The organism is Burkholderia sp. Ap-955, assembly GCF_011753045.1.
Lineage (GTDB): Bacteria > Pseudomonadota > Gammaproteobacteria > Burkholderiales > Burkholderiaceae > Burkholderia > Burkholderia lata_D.
Genome location: NZ_VWWH01000008.1, coordinates 104817 through 120659, shown reverse-complemented (window position 1 = coordinate 120659; position 15843 = coordinate 104817). Strand labels below are relative to the sequence as shown.

General features: G+C 65.5%; 14 protein-coding genes. 6 read left to right on the top strand and 8 right to left on the bottom strand.

The genetic code is table 11. The features are described 5' to 3' along the window. Nucleotides 1–284: 284 nt before the first annotated feature. A complete protein-coding gene (locus tag F3J15_RS07445) occupies nt 285–590 on the bottom strand; it encodes a hypothetical protein (protein ID WP_069252822.1) in 306 nt (101 codons plus the stop codon). Nucleotides 591–659: 69 nt separating this feature from the next. Further along, nucleotides 660–1148 (bottom strand): Lrp/AsnC family transcriptional regulator, encoded by a 489-nt coding sequence (locus F3J15_RS07440; protein WP_046548968.1) that lies wholly within the window; start codon nt 1146–1148, stop codon nt 660–662. A 115-nt stretch (nt 1149–1263) separates the two neighbouring features. Here F3J15_RS07440 and F3J15_RS07435 point away from each other — a divergent pair, with 115 nt between their 5' ends. Together F3J15_RS07435 and F3J15_RS07430 are read left to right on the top strand one after the other, a co-directional pair. Beyond that, the gene (locus F3J15_RS07435) at nt 1264–2301 is read left to right on the top strand and encodes a histone deacetylase family protein (protein ID WP_166889388.1); all 1038 of its coding nucleotides are present in this window, start codon (nt 1264–1266) and stop codon (nt 2299–2301) included. A 144-nt stretch (nt 2302–2445) separates the two neighbouring features. Further along, on the top strand, nt 2446–3579 hold the full coding sequence (locus tag F3J15_RS07430) for a branched-chain amino acid ABC transporter substrate-binding protein (protein ID WP_166889385.1): 1134 nt from the start codon (nt 2446–2448) through the stop codon (nt 3577–3579). 68 nt (nt 3580–3647) lie between these two features. Here F3J15_RS07430 and F3J15_RS07425 read toward each other — a convergent pair whose 3' ends face one another. Beyond that, complete coding sequence (locus F3J15_RS07425) at nt 3648–4517, bottom strand: mechanosensitive ion channel family protein (RefSeq protein ID WP_166889382.1); 870 nt, start codon at nt 4515–4517, stop codon at nt 3648–3650. 331 nt (nt 4518–4848) lie between these two features. Between F3J15_RS07425 and F3J15_RS07420 the strand changes: the two genes are divergently transcribed. Next, nucleotides 4849–6213: a M23 family metallopeptidase gene (locus F3J15_RS07420; protein WP_166889380.1), complete on the top strand. Its 1365-nt coding sequence runs from the start codon at nt 4849–4851 to the stop codon at nt 6211–6213. 57 nt (nt 6214–6270) lie between these two features. Here F3J15_RS07420 and F3J15_RS07415 read toward each other — a convergent pair whose 3' ends face one another. Next, nucleotides 6271–7110 carry an AraC family transcriptional regulator gene (locus F3J15_RS07415; protein WP_166889377.1) on the bottom strand — a complete coding sequence of 280 codons (840 nt, stop codon included), beginning with the start codon at nt 7108–7110 and terminating at the stop codon, nt 6271–6273. A 308-nt stretch (nt 7111–7418) separates the two neighbouring features. Between F3J15_RS07415 and F3J15_RS07410 the strand changes: the two genes are divergently transcribed. Then, the gene (locus F3J15_RS07410) at nt 7419–7703 is read left to right on the top strand and encodes a DUF3144 domain-containing protein (RefSeq protein ID WP_166889374.1); all 285 of its coding nucleotides are present in this window, start codon (nt 7419–7421) and stop codon (nt 7701–7703) included. A gap of 103 nt (nt 7704–7806) precedes the next feature. On the opposite strand, the gene F3J15_RS07405 is transcribed toward F3J15_RS07410, so the two are convergent. The 3 genes from F3J15_RS07405 to F3J15_RS07395 all read right to left on the bottom strand — a co-directional run bounded on the left by F3J15_RS07405 (nt 7807) and on the right by F3J15_RS07395 (nt 10084). Continuing rightward, a complete protein-coding gene (locus tag F3J15_RS07405; protein WP_089448365.1) occupies nt 7807–8547 on the bottom strand; it encodes a fucose-binding lectin II in 741 nt (246 codons plus the stop codon). 193 nt (nt 8548–8740) lie between these two features. Next, nucleotides 8741–9574, bottom strand: a complete 834-nt coding sequence (locus F3J15_RS07400) for a fucose-binding lectin II (RefSeq protein ID WP_166889371.1) — start codon at nt 9572–9574, stop codon at nt 8741–8743. A 120-nt stretch (nt 9575–9694) separates the two neighbouring features. Continuing rightward, complete coding sequence (locus F3J15_RS07395; protein ID WP_027790003.1) at nt 9695–10084, bottom strand: fucose-binding lectin II; 390 nt, start codon at nt 10082–10084, stop codon at nt 9695–9697. A 954-nt stretch (nt 10085–11038) separates the two neighbouring features. Here F3J15_RS07395 and leuA point away from each other — a divergent pair. Then, nucleotides 11039–12748 carry a 2-isopropylmalate synthase gene (leuA, locus tag F3J15_RS07390; protein ID WP_205190725.1) on the top strand — a complete coding sequence of 570 codons (1710 nt, stop codon included), beginning with the start codon at nt 11039–11041 and terminating at the stop codon, nt 12746–12748. Nucleotides 12749–13131: 383 nt separating this feature from the next. Continuing rightward, nucleotides 13132–13536 carry a peptide ABC transporter ATPase gene (locus tag F3J15_RS07385; RefSeq protein ID WP_124818244.1) on the top strand — a complete coding sequence of 135 codons (405 nt, stop codon included), beginning with the start codon at nt 13132–13134 and terminating at the stop codon, nt 13534–13536. A gap of 110 nt (nt 13537–13646) precedes the next feature. Here F3J15_RS07385 and F3J15_RS07380 read toward each other — a convergent pair whose 3' ends face one another. Further along, nucleotides 13647–15245, bottom strand: a complete 1599-nt coding sequence (locus tag F3J15_RS07380; RefSeq protein WP_166889365.1) for a hypothetical protein — start codon at nt 15243–15245, stop codon at nt 13647–13649. Between the last annotated feature and the right edge of the window lie 598 nt (nt 15246–15843).

Here is a 15843-nt window from a genome sequence, read left to right as displayed (position 1 = left end):
GAGCGGAAGACGCTTCAGGCTGCGTGGAAAGAGGCCGCGCGCGACGCGTTTTGCGGGGGCGGGGTGGCAAGGGGCGCGTAATGTAACCGAACTCGTTTGCTGTGTCACAAACGAAAAAACCCGTTGTTTTTGTGGGGTTTTTTGTATGTCCGGGTTTCCGGAATGACGGTCGCGGGAACCGGGAAAGCTGGGGATAACTGCGCGGGATCGGGAGGGGATGTCGAGGGGCGCTGCGTCGTGTCGCGGCCGTGCGCCGCGACACGATCGCGTGACGTCACGTCACTTTACTTCGCGGTGCCGTTCCGGCAGAACTGGTCGTACCCTTGCGCCGAATTCGCGAAGCCCTTCTGTTTCGCGAGTTCCCACGGGCGTTCGCATTGTTGCGTTGCTTCGCACCACGAATAGCCGGCCGAGGGGATGCAGCCGTGCGAATCGCGATCGCTGCCGGGCATCGGCGGCGGGGGCGGCGCGGCAGCTTCGGCCGGCGCCGACGCGGCGGCCGGCACGGTGGATTGCGCCGCACAGGCGCTCAACGCGAGCGCGCAGGCAATGGCGGCGGCCAGCGAAGCAGACGGAAGAAGACGTTTCATCAGGTAGCGCTCCATGGGATGACGATCGACAACGGATGCCCGGGCCCGGGCGCGGAACAGCATGAACGGTCAGTCGCCCGGCACCGGCACCCGCGACGAGAACTTCACTTCGCGCAACGCGAGGCTCGACTGGATCGACGACACCCCGGCCTGCTTGCGCAGCACGCGCTCGACGAATTCCGCGTACGCATCGAGATCGGCCGCGACGACCTGCAGGATGTAGTCGGCCGCGCCGGTGATCTTGTGGCAGGACGTCACTTCATCGTGACGCCGCATCACGTCCTCGAAGTGATCCGAATCCTGGCCGGAATGCATGTTGAACGTCACCTGCACGAACGCGAACACGTTCATGCCGAGCGCGCGCCGGTCGAGATTCGCCTGGTAGCCGGTGATCACGCCTTCGTCCTCGAGCCGCTTGCGGCGCCGCCAGCAGGGCGTGACGCTCAGCGACAGCTTCTCGCCGAGTGTCGCGTTCGACAACGCGCCGTCGTCCTGCAGCAGGCGCAGCATGGCGCGGTCGACGCCATCCAGTTCGGCTGAAGCGCGATTTTTGCTCATTTCCGGGAATCCGTAGGCGGTTTTCTCAAAATTGTACGAAAGGCGCGCGTCGAAAGCAAAGCTATTGCCGGTTGCCGTCAATAAACTGTTGCCACCCTCACTGCAACGGTCAACCATGCTCACGGTCTACAGCAGCGATCACCAACTGCATCGCGGCGTCGAACTGAAGGACGGCGCGATCACCGATTCGTTCGAAAACCCCCTTCGCGCCGAAACGGTGCTCGCGCAGGTGCGTGCCGCCGGCCTCGGCGACGTGATCGCGCCGAAGCCGTTCGACCGTGCCCACTACGCGGCCGCGCACAGTGCCCGCTACGTCGATTTCCTCGCCGGCGCGTGGGACGAGTGGACCGCGACGGGCCGCACCTGCCAGGCGCTGCCGCTCGTGTGGCCGGTGCGCGCGATGCCGGCTGCCGCGACGCCGCCCGCGTTCATCGACGGCAAGCTCGGCTTCTACGCGATGGACGCGGGCGCGCCGATCAATGCCGGCACGTGGGACGCCGTGAGCGCGAGCGCGAACTCGGCGCTCACCGGCGCCGACCTGCTGTCGAGCGGCGCAGCGCGCGCGGCGTTCGCGCTGTGCCGCCCGCCTGGCCATCACGCGGGCCGCGAGTACATGGGCGGCTACTGCTACCTGAACAACACGGCGATCGCCGCGCAGCACTGCGTCGCACAGGGCGCCGCGCGCGTCGCGGTGCTCGACGTCGATTTCCATCACGGCAACGGCACGCAGGACATCTTCTACGACCGCGCGGATGTGCTGTTCGCGTCGATCCACGGCGAGCCGCCGGTGTCGTATCCGTACTTCTCCGGCTATGCGGACGAGCGCGGCATCGGCGCGGGCGAAGGGTTCAACCTGAACCTGCCGCTGCCGAAGGGCACGCTGTGGGACACCTACTCGGCGGCGCTCGATCAGGCGGCCACCGCGATCGCCGCGCATGCGCCCGACGCGCTCGTCGTGTCGCTCGGCGTCGATACGTTCGAGCACGACCCGATCAGCCATTTCCGGCTGCGCTCGCCCGACTACCTGCGCATCGGCGCGGCGCTCGCGCGCCTGAACGTGCCGACGCTGTTCGTGATGGAAGGCGGCTACATGGTCGACGAGATCGGCATCAACGCGGTCAACGTGCTGCTGGGATTCGAAGGGCGCGCGTAACGCGCGGCGCCGCAGCCGTGCCGCCGACGGGGATGTGGCCCGCCGTGCAGGAAGCGCTGCATCACTGACCGCAACCGATTCGTCATCCGAACCACAACACGTCCCGCATCGAACGGGGCCCACAAGACTGACCAGGAGACAGACATGCTTCGACATTCCATGACGGCATTCGCGTCAGCGGCGGCGCTCACGTGCGCGCTGTCCGCACATGCGGACGAGATCGTGCGCATCGGCCACGTCGCGCCGCTGACCGGCGCGATCGCGCACCTCGGCAAGGACAGCGAGAACGGCGCGCGCCTCGCGGTCGAGGAAATCAATGCGAAGGGCCTGACGATCGGCGGCAGGAAGGTCACGCTGCAACTCGACGCGCAGGACGACGCGGGCGATCCGCGCACGGCGACGCAGGTCGCGCAGCGGCTCGTCGACGACAAGGTCATCGGCGTCGTCGGCCATCACAACTCGGGCACGTCGATTCCGGCATCGCGCGTCTATCGCGACGGCGGTGTCGTGCAGATCTCGCAGGCCGCGACCAACCCGACCTACACGCAGCAAGGCTTCAAGACGACCTATCGCGTGGTGGCGACCGACGCGCAGCAGGGGCCGGCGCTCGCGATGTATGCGGCGAAGAACATGGGCATCAAGACGGTGGCCGTGGTCGACGATTCGACCGCGTACGGCCAGGGCCTCGCGACCGAGTTCGAGAAAGCCGCGAAGGCCGCCGGGATGAAGGTCGTGTCGCGCGACGCGACCAACGACAAGGCGATCGACTTCCGCGCGATCCTCACGAAGATCAAGGGCGCGAACCCGGACGCGATCATGTACGGCGGCATGGATGCGACGGGCGGGCCGCTCGCGAAGCAGGCGCGCCAGCTCGGCATGCGCGCGAAGATCCTCGCCGGCGACGGCGTGTGCTCGACCGACCTGCCGAAGCTCGCGGGCCCGGCGTCCGACAACGTCGTGTGCTCCGAGGCCGGCATCGCGCTCGAGAAGATGCCGGGCGGCGCGGCGTTCGCGAGGCGCTACGAGGCGCGTTATCACCAGCCGATGCAGGTGTATGCGCCGTTCTCGTACGACGCCGTCTACATCATCGTCGACGCGATGAAGCGCGCGGACTCGACCGACCCGGCGAAGGTGCTGGCGGCGATGCCCGCGACCGACTACAGGGGCGTGATCGGCGAGACGAGCTTCACGCCGCAGGGCGACCTGAAGCACGGCGCGATCTCGGTGTTCACGTACAAGAGCGGCAAGAAGGCGCTGCTCGATATCGTGAAGATGTGATGCGGCGGTGACGTTGCGTTGACGTCGCCGGGGCCGCGAAGCAGGATGCGCTTCGCGGCCTTCGCCATTTACAGCGCGTGCGTTCGCGCGCGGTCGGCGCGACGCTCCGCGTCATGCACGATGTGCAGCTCGCGCGTGCGGATCGGCAGCGCGCAGTTCGCGTCGGCGAGCGTCTTGCGCACCTGGCGCGCGAGGCGCCAGCGCATCGCCCAGAACTTGTCGGTGTGGGTCCATACGCGCATGTTCGCGACGACCGTGCTGTCATCGAAGCGCATCACCATCACGTCCGGCGCGGGGTCTTGCAGCACGTCGGGATCGGCCGCGGCCAGCGCCCGCAGCGCGTCGAGCGCGCGATCGATATCGTCATGCACCGATACCTCCACTTCGAGATCGAGGCGGCGCGTCGGGTTGCGCGTGTAGTTGCGGATCGAGCTGCCCCACAGCGCGCTGTTCGGCACGTATTCGCAGATGCCGTCCGGCTTCGTCAGCCGCGTCATGAAGAGCCCGACCTCGTCGACGGTACCCGCGACGCCCGTGCCGCCGTCGATATAGTCGCCGACCTTGAACGGCCGCAGCAGCAGAAGCATGATGCCGGCCGCGATGTTCTGCATCGTGCCCTGCAGCGCGAGCCCGATCGCGAGGCCGGCCGCGCCGAGCACCGCGACGATGCTCGCGGTTTCGATGCCGAGCTGCGACAGCGCGCCGACGATCGCGACGATGCGGATGCCCCACACGGCGACGTCGCAGAGGATCGGCCGCAGCGTGTCGTCGACGCGCTCCTTGTTCGAGAGCAGACGGTTCAGCCAGTTGCCGATGCGTTTCGACAGCCACCAGCCGGCGACGAGCAGTGCCAGGCCGGCGCAGAGCTTGAGGGAGAGGGTGGACAGCGCGTTCCACAGGAACGTCCAGCGTTCCGGATGTAGTTGATCGAGAAACATTGACGGGATTCCGGGTTGAAGAAACGATGCGTGACGCGGCCGTGGTCGAGCAGGCTTGCGCTCACGCGCCGGCAGCGTTCGACTGTATGCGGCACACATTGGTTCGCGCCAGCGGGTGGGGCCGAATGCCGCGTACCCGTGCCGCCGGGCCGCGAAATCGAGGTTTCGGTTTTGTACTAAGTGGCTTTGCTATTAAATGAGACTAGTCCTATTCAGCCGCGTCGATCGCGCCGCTACACTCGTTTTCACGTTGCCGGGTCGCGACGATCGCTCCTCCGCGATACCCGGTTCTTTCCCGATTTTTCACTGACAGACAGCGAGTGACGACGTCATGCGGTTAGACCTGCGTTTCCGTCTCGCACGCGAACAAGGTCAACCCACACGGCGCGGCGTTCACGGTTTCCCGGTGCGCCGCGCGCTGCTGCGCGGTGTCATCGCGGCGGCCTGTGTGGCCGGCGAACCGGGTGTGGTGGCACATGCGTCGCACGACGCCGCGCCGTTTTCGCCCGTGATGGCCGACCTTGTCGACGTGCCCTTTTTCAATGCCGCGCGCACGACGTGGGGCGGCTTGCACGCCTCGACGGCCGCGCCGCTCGACGTGGCCTACACGTCGCATGCGTTGGCCGTGCCGACGGCCGGCGAACGCGACGACCCCGTGGCGCGCTTCGGTGCCTGCGTGGCTTACCGTGTGTTGTGCGATGCGGCGCGCGGGGCGGTCGAGCGCGCGTACGCATCGAGGCTCGATTACGGTCTTGCGTCGGCGTTGCCCGTCGCGGGCGAGCAGGCTGCGTTCGAACGGCGTCCCGTCGATCTTGCCGCCGCCGAGCCGTTCGTGTTCGCGCAAGCCGAGCGCGGCGCGCGTGGCGGCGCGATCGTCGGCAGCCTGCAGGCGTCGCTGGCGCGTGCGGATTTGCCGGCCGGCGTTGCCGCGCAGATCACCCGCATGCTCGCCGGTCGCATCGACCTGAAACAGCGCGGTGCACTTGGCGACACGTTCCGCGTCGCCTACGAACCCGACGGCAACGCAAAGCTGCCAGGCGGCGTGCGCGTGACGGCGCTCGAGCTTCGCTTGCGCGGCGAGCACGTCGCGGCCGTGTGGTTTGCGCCCGATGTCGGCGCGCCGGGCGCCTATTACGACCTCGACGGCGTGCCGCTCGCCGGCGCGCGGTTTGCGATGCCGGTCAGCGCAAAGCGGATCAGCTCGCATTTCGGTACGCGCGTGCATCCGGTCACCGGCGCGCGCCATGTGCATTCCGGCGTCGATCTCGCGGCGCCGGCCGGGCGTGCGGTTCATGCGTCGGAGCGCGGCGTCGTCACGTTCATCGGCACCGAGCCGCGCGGCTACGGTAAGTACGTGGTGATTCGTCATGACGGCGGCTATGCGTCGTACTACGCACACCTGTCGGCATTCGAGCCGACGCTGCGAACCGGCATGCGGGTCGTGCGCGGCCAGCGTGTCGGTGCGGTCGGCAGTACGGGTACGGCCACGGGGCCGCATCTGCACTTCGAGGTCCGGCGGTATGCCCGTCTCGTCGACCCGGTCGCGCTGATGCAGGCGAGCAAGGCAGCGAAGCTGAGAGGCGAACAGCGCGTCGCGTTCAATCGCGTGGTGCTCGATGCACGCACGCGCCTGGCGTCGGTTGAGTGGCCGCAGCCGGTGGCGATGTCGAAGCCCGCTGGATCGCGGGCCGGGTGACGATTGGCGAGGTGCCGGCCGCGACGCGCCCCGTCGCGGCCGATCAGGGCAAACCGCTTACGCAGCAGGTTCGACCGGCAGCCATATTTCCAGCACGCCGGCGCCCGTCACCGGATCGTAGTCCGCGCTGTAGCGCTCGAACTCGGGCGCGTCGACCGCCTTGAATCCCGACGTCGGCAGCCAGCCGTTCCAGATGCTGTAGAACGTCTGGTGCAGCGTGGAGATGTGCCCGACGTGTTTGAAGACCGCGTACCGCTGCGGTTCGAGTTCGACCCAGCGAAATGGTGCGGGCAACCGGTCGCGGCTCGTCACTTCCACGCCTGCGATGTATTCGAAGCTGCCATCCGCATCGGGGTTGCAGCATACGCCGTAAGTCACGTCGTCGACCTGGCCGGGAATGGTACCGATGTATGGGATGAACGCTTGCCACAGCGCCGGAATGCCTTCGTTGGTTTCGAAGGTGTACCGGTCGCTCATGCCGGCGATCAGCCGCTTTCCGGCGGCTTCGAAGCGTGATGGTGCAACGTCGATGAGTTTCAGTTCTTTCATGCGTAGCGGCTCCACAAGAGACAATCCGTCGAGAGTGCGCCGTGCCCGCACGTCCTCGGGCGTGATGCCGAAGCAATCGCGGAAGGCGCGCGTGAACGCCTCATGGGAGCCATAGCCGGCATCGAGCGCCACCTGCAGGATGTCCGGCGCGCCTTGCGCCAACGTGTGTGCCGCACGCGTCAGCCGCCTCGACCGGACATAGCGCATCACCGGCCAGCCGGTATTCATCGAGAACAGGCGCGAGAAGCCGAAGCGCGTCATGTCGCAATTGGCGGAAATCCTGTCGAGCGTCAGTTCGCGGTCCAGCTCGGTTTCGATAAACCAGAGTGCTTGTCCAATTGGATTCATGGCGCGCCAATGAGGGTGTCGAGCGGACTATATGGTATCGGCGGAGGGGGCATTTGATCGTTCTTGCGGATCGCCGCGCGGGGCGGCGTGGCGGCGGAAGGCAGGATGCCGACCTTGACTCGGTGGCTGGTTCGGGAACACGATGCCTTCGTCGCAATCGTCGTTCGAGTGGTCATTCGCGTCGACGATCGCGCGCCTCGGTGCCCACCTGTCGACCCCGAAGCGGTTCGAGAAGATCCGAACCGCAACGGGCGCAGTCCCCTGAAATGCCGGACAAGGACTTTCACTTAACGCGCAGCGCATAAGCCATGGACGTCGACGAAAATTTCTATGCTCGTGCGGACGAGCACATCGAGCTATCGAACGAGCAGCTTCAAAAAGCGCCGAGTCGCGGCAAAGTCAGTGCGTCGATGATGTATGCGACCGCACGATTCAACGCATGGCTCAGTGCGTCCGGCCATGGGTCCGGTGCGGACATGGCAGCGATGCGGGAAGAAACGATCCAGTATTTCTGCGATGAATACAGGAAGGCACTGGAACTCCACCTCGACGAATACATCAACAATTTCGATCGTTACATGCGGCCGAACTGAAGGTATCAGGGCTGTCGCGCGTGGCGGAAGAGACGAGCACGCGCGTTGAAATGAATCGCCACGCCGGGCGGCGTGGCGATGATGGGTTGCTACGTGATGCTGCTTAACCCAGCGGCCAGTTCAGGATCGCGATGCCGTCGTTGTAGTCACCGTCCGTTCCGTCTTCCGACCCGACCAGGCCGAAGTAGGTCTTCTTGAAGATGTCGACCTGACGCGAGCCGATCTTCGACGGCTTGCCGTTCGCCGTCACGACCACACGCACCTTCCCCTTGCCGGAGTTCACGATCTGCGTGTTCAGGTTTGCGTCCTGCGTGCCGGCGCCCTGGAACGTCGCGGCCGGTTTCGCGTTGTCGTCGACGAACACCTCGATCGTCTGCTGCGCCGACGAATTGACCAGCGCGGTCACGCCGAACGCGATGTTCGGCGGCAGGTTGAATACGCCGTCGCGTTCGCCGCCGCCGGTCGTCGTGGGATCCGGCTGCGTGGGTTGCGGCTGCGGCGTCGCTTTCGAGAAGTAATTGACCACCGCGCCGACGCCGAACTTCGCCGCGGCGCCGGGCAGCACGCCGGGCGCACCGGCCCACGTCACCGTGCAGGCGACCACCTGCCCGGCCGCATCGGCCTTCACCTTGTTCTGCCAGCTGCCGACGTCGAAGCTGTACGGGATCGTCGCGATGTCGACGAACACATCGTATTGCGGCAGCTTTTCCACGAGCTGCGCGGTCATGAACTGGCGCATGCGGTCGAGCACCGCCTGGTCGCCGTTCGCCTGGACGGCGGTGGCATCGTTGCCGGCGAGTTGCAGCAGGGCGTACAGATCGTCATGGGTAAACGGTTGTGACATGTCGTCCTCGTCTCGATGAAAGGTCTCGCGTTGCGCGGCCGGTGAATGGATTTCGCCATTGTCGCGCACGGAGTACAGCAGTGGAACTACGACTGACTGCTCGAATGAATCGGTTCGCAATGTGGGGTTGGCCCGTCGCCATTGCGGATTCGACGACGGCGCGCGCTGCCTGCCGCGCCGCGCGTCATCGTGCTTAGCCCAGCGGCCAGTTCAGGAACACGATGCCGTCGTTGTAGTCGTCGTCGGCGCCGTCTTCCGAGCCGACGATCCCGAAGTACGACTTCTTGAAGAGATCGACCTGCCGCGAGCCGAGCCGCGACGGCTTGCCGTTCGCCATCACGATCACGCGCACGCGCCCCTTGCCGGAGTCGAGCACCTTGGTGCCGAGGTTCTGGTCCTGCACGCCGGCGCCCTTGAACGTGGCGACCGGTTTCGGGTTGTCGTCGACGTAGATGTCGATCGTCTGGTCGTTCGCCGCGTTGGTGAGCGCGGTGACACCGAACTTGATGTTCGGTGGCAGGTTGAACGTGCCGTCGCGCTCGCCGCCGCCGCCGATCGTGCCGCTACCCGTTCCGCCCGGATTGCCGCCCGCGCCGGTCTCGCCGCTTCCGCTGCCGGACGACGACGATTGCGCGGCCGTATCGCCGATCGCGGACAGGCTCGCGTACGAATCGATATGCATCGCGCTGCCGCGCACGCTTTTCCACTGGCCCTTCACGAACGTGACGCCGGTGCCGACGTCGATCGTCGCGACGAGCGTGAACGGCATGCGCCCGGTGGCTTCGGGCACTTTCGACGAATAGGTGAAGCAGCCGTCTGCGACGACGCCCTTGTTGGTGGCGATCGCGAAATAGATGCCGGGGAAGTTGTTGCCGGTCGCGTACGGCGTCGGCACGTTGAGGATGACCTGCAGTTTCCCGTCTCGAATCTCTGCCTTGGCGATGTCGATGTACAGGCCCGGGATGTCGACGTAGGTTTCCGAGGTCGCCACGGGTGCGCTGACGATCGAAGCCGAAAGGAGGGGCATGGATGTCTCCGTTGGTAGGGCGTGTTTCGATGCAAAGGGTGAGGTGCCGCTCATTGCGGCGCGCAACCGCCGGCCGGCCCGGAGGCGGTCGGCGGGGGGAGTCGTCGGGTGCGCGTCAGGTCAGCCGATCGGCCACTGGAGCACGACGATGCCGTCGTTGTAATCGCTGTCGTGGCCGTCTTCCGACACGACGATCCCGAAGTTGACCGTGTACGGCGAGCCGTCCGATTTCTTGCCGTTGATCGGCGCGAGGCGCGCATCGGTGGCCGACGGCTTGCCGTTCACCGACACTTCGAAGCGGATCTTGCCGTTGCCGGAATTCAGCGTCGCTTCACGCGGGCCGTCGCGCGTCGTCAGCTTGTGATACGCGGCGGGTTCCTTGCTGTCGCCGATAAACAGCTTGATGTGCTGCTGCTCGGCGGCATTCGCGAAGAAAATCGCGCGGAAATCGGTATTCGGCGGAATCGAAAACTCGCCGGCGCGATTGGATGACGTTTGAGAATCGGCCATGCTTTCCTCCTGAGGAATGATGGGTAAGGCTTCGAACTGTATCGCGCAAACGTTTGCCGTTTGAAACGCGACGAATCGAGCATGCCGAAAAATAAATAAAAAAATATTCGATGAGGAATGGCTATTGTTCAGTAAATCGAAAATCGGGGTTAATCGATTTAATGAAATGTCTTTAATGGTTGGTATTTCGATATATTCGGGAAATTATATCGACGGGTGTATCGTTTTTCTGAACGATGCGCGGCTGCGCAGACGGAGCAGGCAGGGAGGCGGGGGCAATCGGGCTTCGGCGCGGACGCTCGGCGTTCGCATATGGCAGCGTTAGCGTTTCAACACCATCTTTCTCTGTCGTGGCCGCGCCCACCGGCCACCACCGAACGCCCACACCGAAACCCGATTGATTGCAACAGGAGGGGGTGCGGCAACCGGCGAAGTACGTAGACCAACTCACTCCGAACGTGAACAGGGGCCTCACCGGCGCCGCACCCATGAAGCATATCGACGGGGCCGCGCGCCGCCTATCGGACGGGACTGATTCTGAACGATCGAATTCGGCGCCATATGCGCCCAGCCCGTTGACAGCCCCCATCCCCCTGTGATTTGATTTCGGCCATGCAAGCCGCCCAGCCCCTCTTCTCGCTACGACTACTAGCCCGCTTCTCCGGGCTGGGTCTGCGGCTGCGCGCTTTCCATCTGCTTCTTTCCTGAAGCGCCAGATTTCCCCCGCATCACTGACCTGGCCCCGGTTGTCGACCGGCGCCTGAGTTCGTCTTTCTTCCGTCACCACTCCGCTCCGTCCCGGTCGCTCAACCGCCAAGGCTGTCGTTCGCCGTACCGCTTTGCCGTTGTGCCGCTTTCTTGCCGTTTTTACCGCTGTGCGTGCAGCCGGCTTCTGCCGACGATGGCTGCCGCGCCGCGCTTCACCGATAAACAGACCGAGGACCGAACATCATGATGCTGAAGAACCCCGCGACGAAATACCGACCGTTCACGCCCGTCAACCTGCCCGACCGCACGTGGCCGTCGCGCACGATCACGAAGGCGCCGATCTGGATGAGCACCGACCTGCGCGACGGCAACCAGGCGCTGTTCGAGCCGATGGACGCCGCGCGCAAGATGCGGATGTTCAAGACGCTGGTCGCGATCGGTTTCAAGGAGATCGAGGTTGCGTTCCCGTCGGCGTCCGAGACCGACTTCAACTTCGTGCGCGAGCTGATCGAAGGCGGCCACATTCCCGACGACGTGACGATCGAGGTGCTCACGCAGGCGCGCGACGACCTGATCGAGCGCACGTTCGACTCGCTGCGCGGCGCGAAGCGCGCGATCGTGCACCTGTACAACGCGACCGCGCCGGAATTCCGCAAGATCGTGTTCGGCCTCGACCGCGACGGCGTGAAGGCGCTCGCGGTGAACGCCGCGCGCACGATCAAGCGCTTCGCCGACGCCGCGACCGACACGCATTTCACGCTGCAATACAGCCCGGAAACCTTCACGGCGACCGAACTCGATTTCGCGAAGGAAGTCTGCGACGCCGTGTTCGACGTGTGGCAGCCGACGCCGGAGCACAAGGCGATCGTGAACCTGCCGGCCACCGTCGAAGTCGGCACGCCGAACTTCTACGCGGACCAGATCGAATGGATGCACCGCAACCTCGCGCGCCGCGATTCGCTGATCCTGTCCGTGCACCCGCACAACGACCGCGGCACCGCGGTCGCGGCGGCCGAGCTCGCGGTGATGGCCGGTGCCGACCGGATCGAGGGCTGCCTGTTCGGCAACGGTGAGCGCACCGGTAACGTCGATCTTGTCACGCTCGCGCTGAACCTGTACACGCAGGGCGTCGACCCGGGCCTCGACTTCTCGCAGATCAACGAAGTCGCGCGCACGTCCGAGGAATGCACGCAGTTGCCGGTCCACCCGCGCCATCCGTATGTCGGCGACCTCGTGTTCACCGCGTTCTCCGGCTCGCACCAGGACGCGATCAAGAAGGGCTTCGCGGTACAGCGTGCCGACGCTGTATGGGAAGTCCCGTATCTGCCGATCGATCCGAACGACCTCGGCCGCACGTACGATTCGATCATTCGCGTGAACAGCCAGTCGGGCAAGGGCGGCATCGCGTATCTGCTCGAACAGGGCTACGGCGTCGCGCTGCCGCGCCGCATGCAGGTCGATTTCAGCGCGGCCGTGCAGCGCCTGACCGACGAGAGCGGGCACGAGGTGACGAGCGCGCAGATCTGGTCGCTGTTCCAGCAGGAATATGTCGAAAGCGATGCGCCGCTGCGTTACGTCGGCCATGAGCTGACCGAGCGCGACGGCCGCGAGACGATCGTGCTGACCGCCGACGTGCACGGCGAGCGCCGCGTGCTGCGTGGTGAAGGCAACGGCCCGCTCGATGCGCTGATGCATGCGTTGCGTACGCCGCTGCGGATCCAGCACTACGAGGAGCGCGCGTTGTCGCAGGGTGCCGATGCGAAGGCGATTGCGATCGCCGAGCTGGCCGGCACGGGCGTACGCGGCAGCGCGTTCGGCGTCGGCATCGATGCGAACCTGACGACCGCGTCGATCCGCGCGGTGATCAGCGGCATCAACCGTGCGTATGCGCGCGCGGACGAAGCGGCGCAGGCGACGTTTTTTGGGGTGCAGCCGGCGGTGAAGGCTGTCGCGTAAGCGGGGGCCTGGCGGCCGCGCCGGGGGGGGCGGCGCGGCTGCGTCGTCGTCCGTGCGGTTGCCGCCGCACGGTCCGGCGAGCGCGGCACGCAGTTCCGCCTTCATGAAATCCACCCACGCGCGCGTCTTCGCGTCGAGATGCTTGCGCGACGGATATACCCGAAACCTCTTCCGCCCGGTAATGGAATCACGATACGGTTCGCGATGGCGGGGGCACGGCGACGGCGTTCGTGCTGAAGGGGAAGAAGAAAGCGTGAAGGGGACGGATGGTCGATAGGGAAGCCTGACATAGCTGACAGGCGATGACTTCTCGTAATGGGCGTATCGTGCATGCGGCGCGCGCGAGGTTGTTCTCCCGCGTTCATCACCATGAGGAGCATGGCATGTCGAAGGATGATTCCCTGCGGGGACAGATCAAGGAGCAGGCCCAGGACGCGGACCGCCACAACCTGGCGCGGCCGGCTGCGAACGGCGCGCTGTGGGCGCGCGGCCTCACGACGCAACGGGTCGCCGACCTGTTCAGAACCCTGCAGGGATTGCCGGGGCACTGGATGCAGTTGCAGAACGAAGTCAACGCCGGGAATCGCTATTTTTACGGCGTGCAGAATGGCAGCGTGACGACCGAAGAGGGGAAGGCGCTGATCCGCTGGATCGCCAATGCGGTCGTGAGCGCCGCCGGGGATGCGCAGTTCGACTTCCCGCTGCAGCAATTGCGTTTCACCGCCGACATGGGCTGGCTCAAGCTCCAGCGTGTGCAAGGGCGTGTGATGGTGTTTTCGCGGCCGTAGATCGGTAGCACAAGAGACAGCTTGATCATGAGCGCGTTCGCGTTGCCGACGACGAACGCGTTGACCTTCAAGACGATGCAGCGGTTGCAGCGCACGCAAGCGCCGGCGTGTCAGTCGACGAGACCCCGAAGATTCGCCGCCACCTCGTCGAGCACGGGTTGCCAGTCGGCGAACGTCCGCTGGCGATAAAGCGCCGCGCTCGGATAGAACGGGCTGTCACGCCGATCATGCTGCCAGACCCAATGCGGGTTCGCATCGAGCAGCACCCAGGTGGACTGGCCGAGCGCGCCGCTCAGGTGCGCGACCGACGTACAGACGGTGATCACCAGATCGAGCGCACCGACGAACGCGGCGGTGTCGTCCAGCGTCTTCCATTCGCGCGTCATGTCGGTCACGTCGAACCCGGCCGATTTGGCGGCTTCGACGTCGTGCTGCGCGCCCGGTTGCAGCGAGTAGAACGCGACGTCCTTCTGCAGGCCGGCAAACGCATCGACATAGCGCTCGAGCCCGACCCGGCGGAAGCGGTTGCGTTGATGGTTGAGGCTGCCTGTCCACGCGAGGCCGACCTTCAGTCGCTTCTCGCCGGACAACGCGTGGCGCCACGCGTCGGTGGCGCCGGCGTCCGCATGGAGGTACGGCACGGACGTGAAGAGGGCCTCCGTGTCGAGGCCGAGCATCCACGGAATGCTCATCAGCGGCAGTTCGTAGTCGAAGTGGGGCAGGTGCTCGACGCGGGTGGTGGTATCGAACACGTCGGCGTGATCGCCGAGGCTGCGTTCGATCAGCGCGCCCATCTGCGGAAACGCATTCCACACGAGCCGCCCGCCTTCGCGATGCACGCGCTCCGCGAGCAGCGGCACGTAGCGGCTGAACTGCAGAACGTCGCCGATACCTTGTTCGCCCCATACGAGCAGCGTCTTTCCGGCAAGCGATTCGCCGCACCAGCGTGGTCGCGGAAACTCGGGCTGCGTGCCGCGCAGCTCTCCCGCGCCGTGCCAGCGCGCCTCGTAGTCAGCCCATCCCGATGCGAAGTCGCCACGCGCGAGCTGTAGCAGCGACAGGTTGTGGCGGTGCGCCAGGTCGTGCGGATCGAGCGCGCATGCGTTCCGAGCGTACTGCTCGGCTTCGTCCCATCGTTGCGCTTCCTTGAGTGCGGTGGCCGCGTTGTTGGCCGCGAGCGGGCTATCCGGCGCAAGCGTCGCGGCACGGGTGGCCGCGCGCAGCGCGCCGTCCAGGTCGAAGCGGTTGAGGCGCGTGATGACCGCGTTGGTCCACGCCTGCGCGTTGTTCGGATCGTCGTCGAGCGCACCTTCGATGAATGCGTGTTCCAGGTCGGGATCGTCGCCCGACAGCCGGATCGCGAGTGCAAGATTGTTCTTCAGCGACGGCCACGCGGGGGCGAGCGCGAGCGTCTTGCGATACGGAACGATCGCTTCCGCGTGACGCCCGGCCACCTGAAGTGCATAACCGAAATTGAACGCCGCTGCGGGCGATGCGGGATGCTGTTGCCAGTGCATGAGCGCGAGCTCGGCGGCGCGCGCGAGATCGCCGCGCTCGATCAGCGTTTGCGTGGCTGCGGCGACGGATTCGTCGAGCGTGCCGGGTGCGGCCTCCGCTTCGATCGCTACGGTTTGCGCCGCATCGGCGAGATCGACCGGCAGTCGGGGAATGTCGGCAAGCGTGGGCATGTCGTGCGTGGTGATCTGCATGTGGGTTCTCTCCGGAAAGCCGTTCGCGCATCGGGCGGCGATCGGCTGCATCGTGAATCGGGGAGGGCTGACAACACTTCGCGATGCGAAGCATGGCGCCGGATGGCATCGCGGGCTGTCGTTCCGGTTGCGGTGGAAGGCCCGGTGCCGTGATGAACTCCACTTTATGCAGGTACCGTCGGCAATTGAATCGGACAAGTCCTAAACGGATGCTCTGACGAGTCGGAATCGTACGGAACCGTGGCGCAAGTTGCCGGGAGGCTCGTTGGGCGTGTGTGCGTAGGCCGAGTCTGATTCAGGCGTATCGCGGGGGCGATGTAAGACCTGTCTGATGGAGATCGATGTCGTCTGCGTTTTTAATGCGAGACATTCGGGGCCGGGACGTTCGGCCTCGACTCGATTGAGAGGACAGACGATGTTCGATGCTGTGACGATGAACCTGCGCGCGATGCCGATGGATGCATTCGCATGAACACGGACAACCCTGTCGCGCGCACGATCGACGGAATCATGTGGATTAGGCCCCGGCTGATTGTGCGGACACCCATCGTTCTTCGACAATGCGCAGGTCGGGCGGCCGCATGGTATGTGCCCGATA

Coding starts and splice junctions, on each gene's coding strand:
- F3J15_RS07415 (WP_166889377.1), bottom strand. CDS start 7,110: ATGAATCCAATTGGACAAGCACTCTGGTTTATCGAAACCGAGCTGGAC.
- F3J15_RS07405 (WP_089448365.1), bottom strand. CDS start 8,547: ATGTCACAACCGTTTACCCATGACGATCTGTACGCCCTGCTGCAACTC.
- F3J15_RS07410 (WP_166889374.1), top strand. CDS start 7,419: ATGGACGTCGACGAAAATTTCTATGCTCGTGCGGACGAGCACATCGAG.
- F3J15_RS07400 (WP_166889371.1), bottom strand. CDS start 9,574: ATGCCCCTCCTTTCGGCTTCGATCGTCAGCGCACCCGTGGCGACCTCG.
- F3J15_RS07440 (WP_046548968.1), bottom strand. CDS start 1,148: ATGAGCAAAAATCGCGCTTCAGCCGAACTGGATGGCGTCGACCGCGCC.
- F3J15_RS07380 (WP_166889365.1), bottom strand. CDS start 15,245: ATGCAGATCACCACGCACGACATGCCCACGCTTGCCGACATTCCCCGA.
- F3J15_RS07425 (WP_166889382.1), bottom strand. CDS start 4,517: ATGTTTCTCGATCAACTACATCCGGAACGCTGGACGTTCCTGTGGAAC.
- F3J15_RS07420 (WP_166889380.1), top strand. CDS start 4,849: ATGCGGTTAGACCTGCGTTTCCGTCTCGCACGCGAACAAGGTCAACCC.
- F3J15_RS07430 (WP_166889385.1), top strand. CDS start 2,446: ATGCTTCGACATTCCATGACGGCATTCGCGTCAGCGGCGGCGCTCACG.
- leuA (WP_205190725.1), top strand. CDS start 11,039: ATGCTGAAGAACCCCGCGACGAAATACCGACCGTTCACGCCCGTCAAC.
- F3J15_RS07435 (WP_166889388.1), top strand. CDS start 1,264: ATGCTCACGGTCTACAGCAGCGATCACCAACTGCATCGCGGCGTCGAA.
- F3J15_RS07385 (WP_124818244.1), top strand. CDS start 13,132: ATGTCGAAGGATGATTCCCTGCGGGGACAGATCAAGGAGCAGGCCCAG.
- F3J15_RS07445 (WP_069252822.1), bottom strand. CDS start 590: ATGAAACGTCTTCTTCCGTCTGCTTCGCTGGCCGCCGCCATTGCCTGC.
- F3J15_RS07395 (WP_027790003.1), bottom strand. CDS start 10,084: ATGGCCGATTCTCAAACGTCATCCAATCGCGCCGGCGAGTTTTCGATT.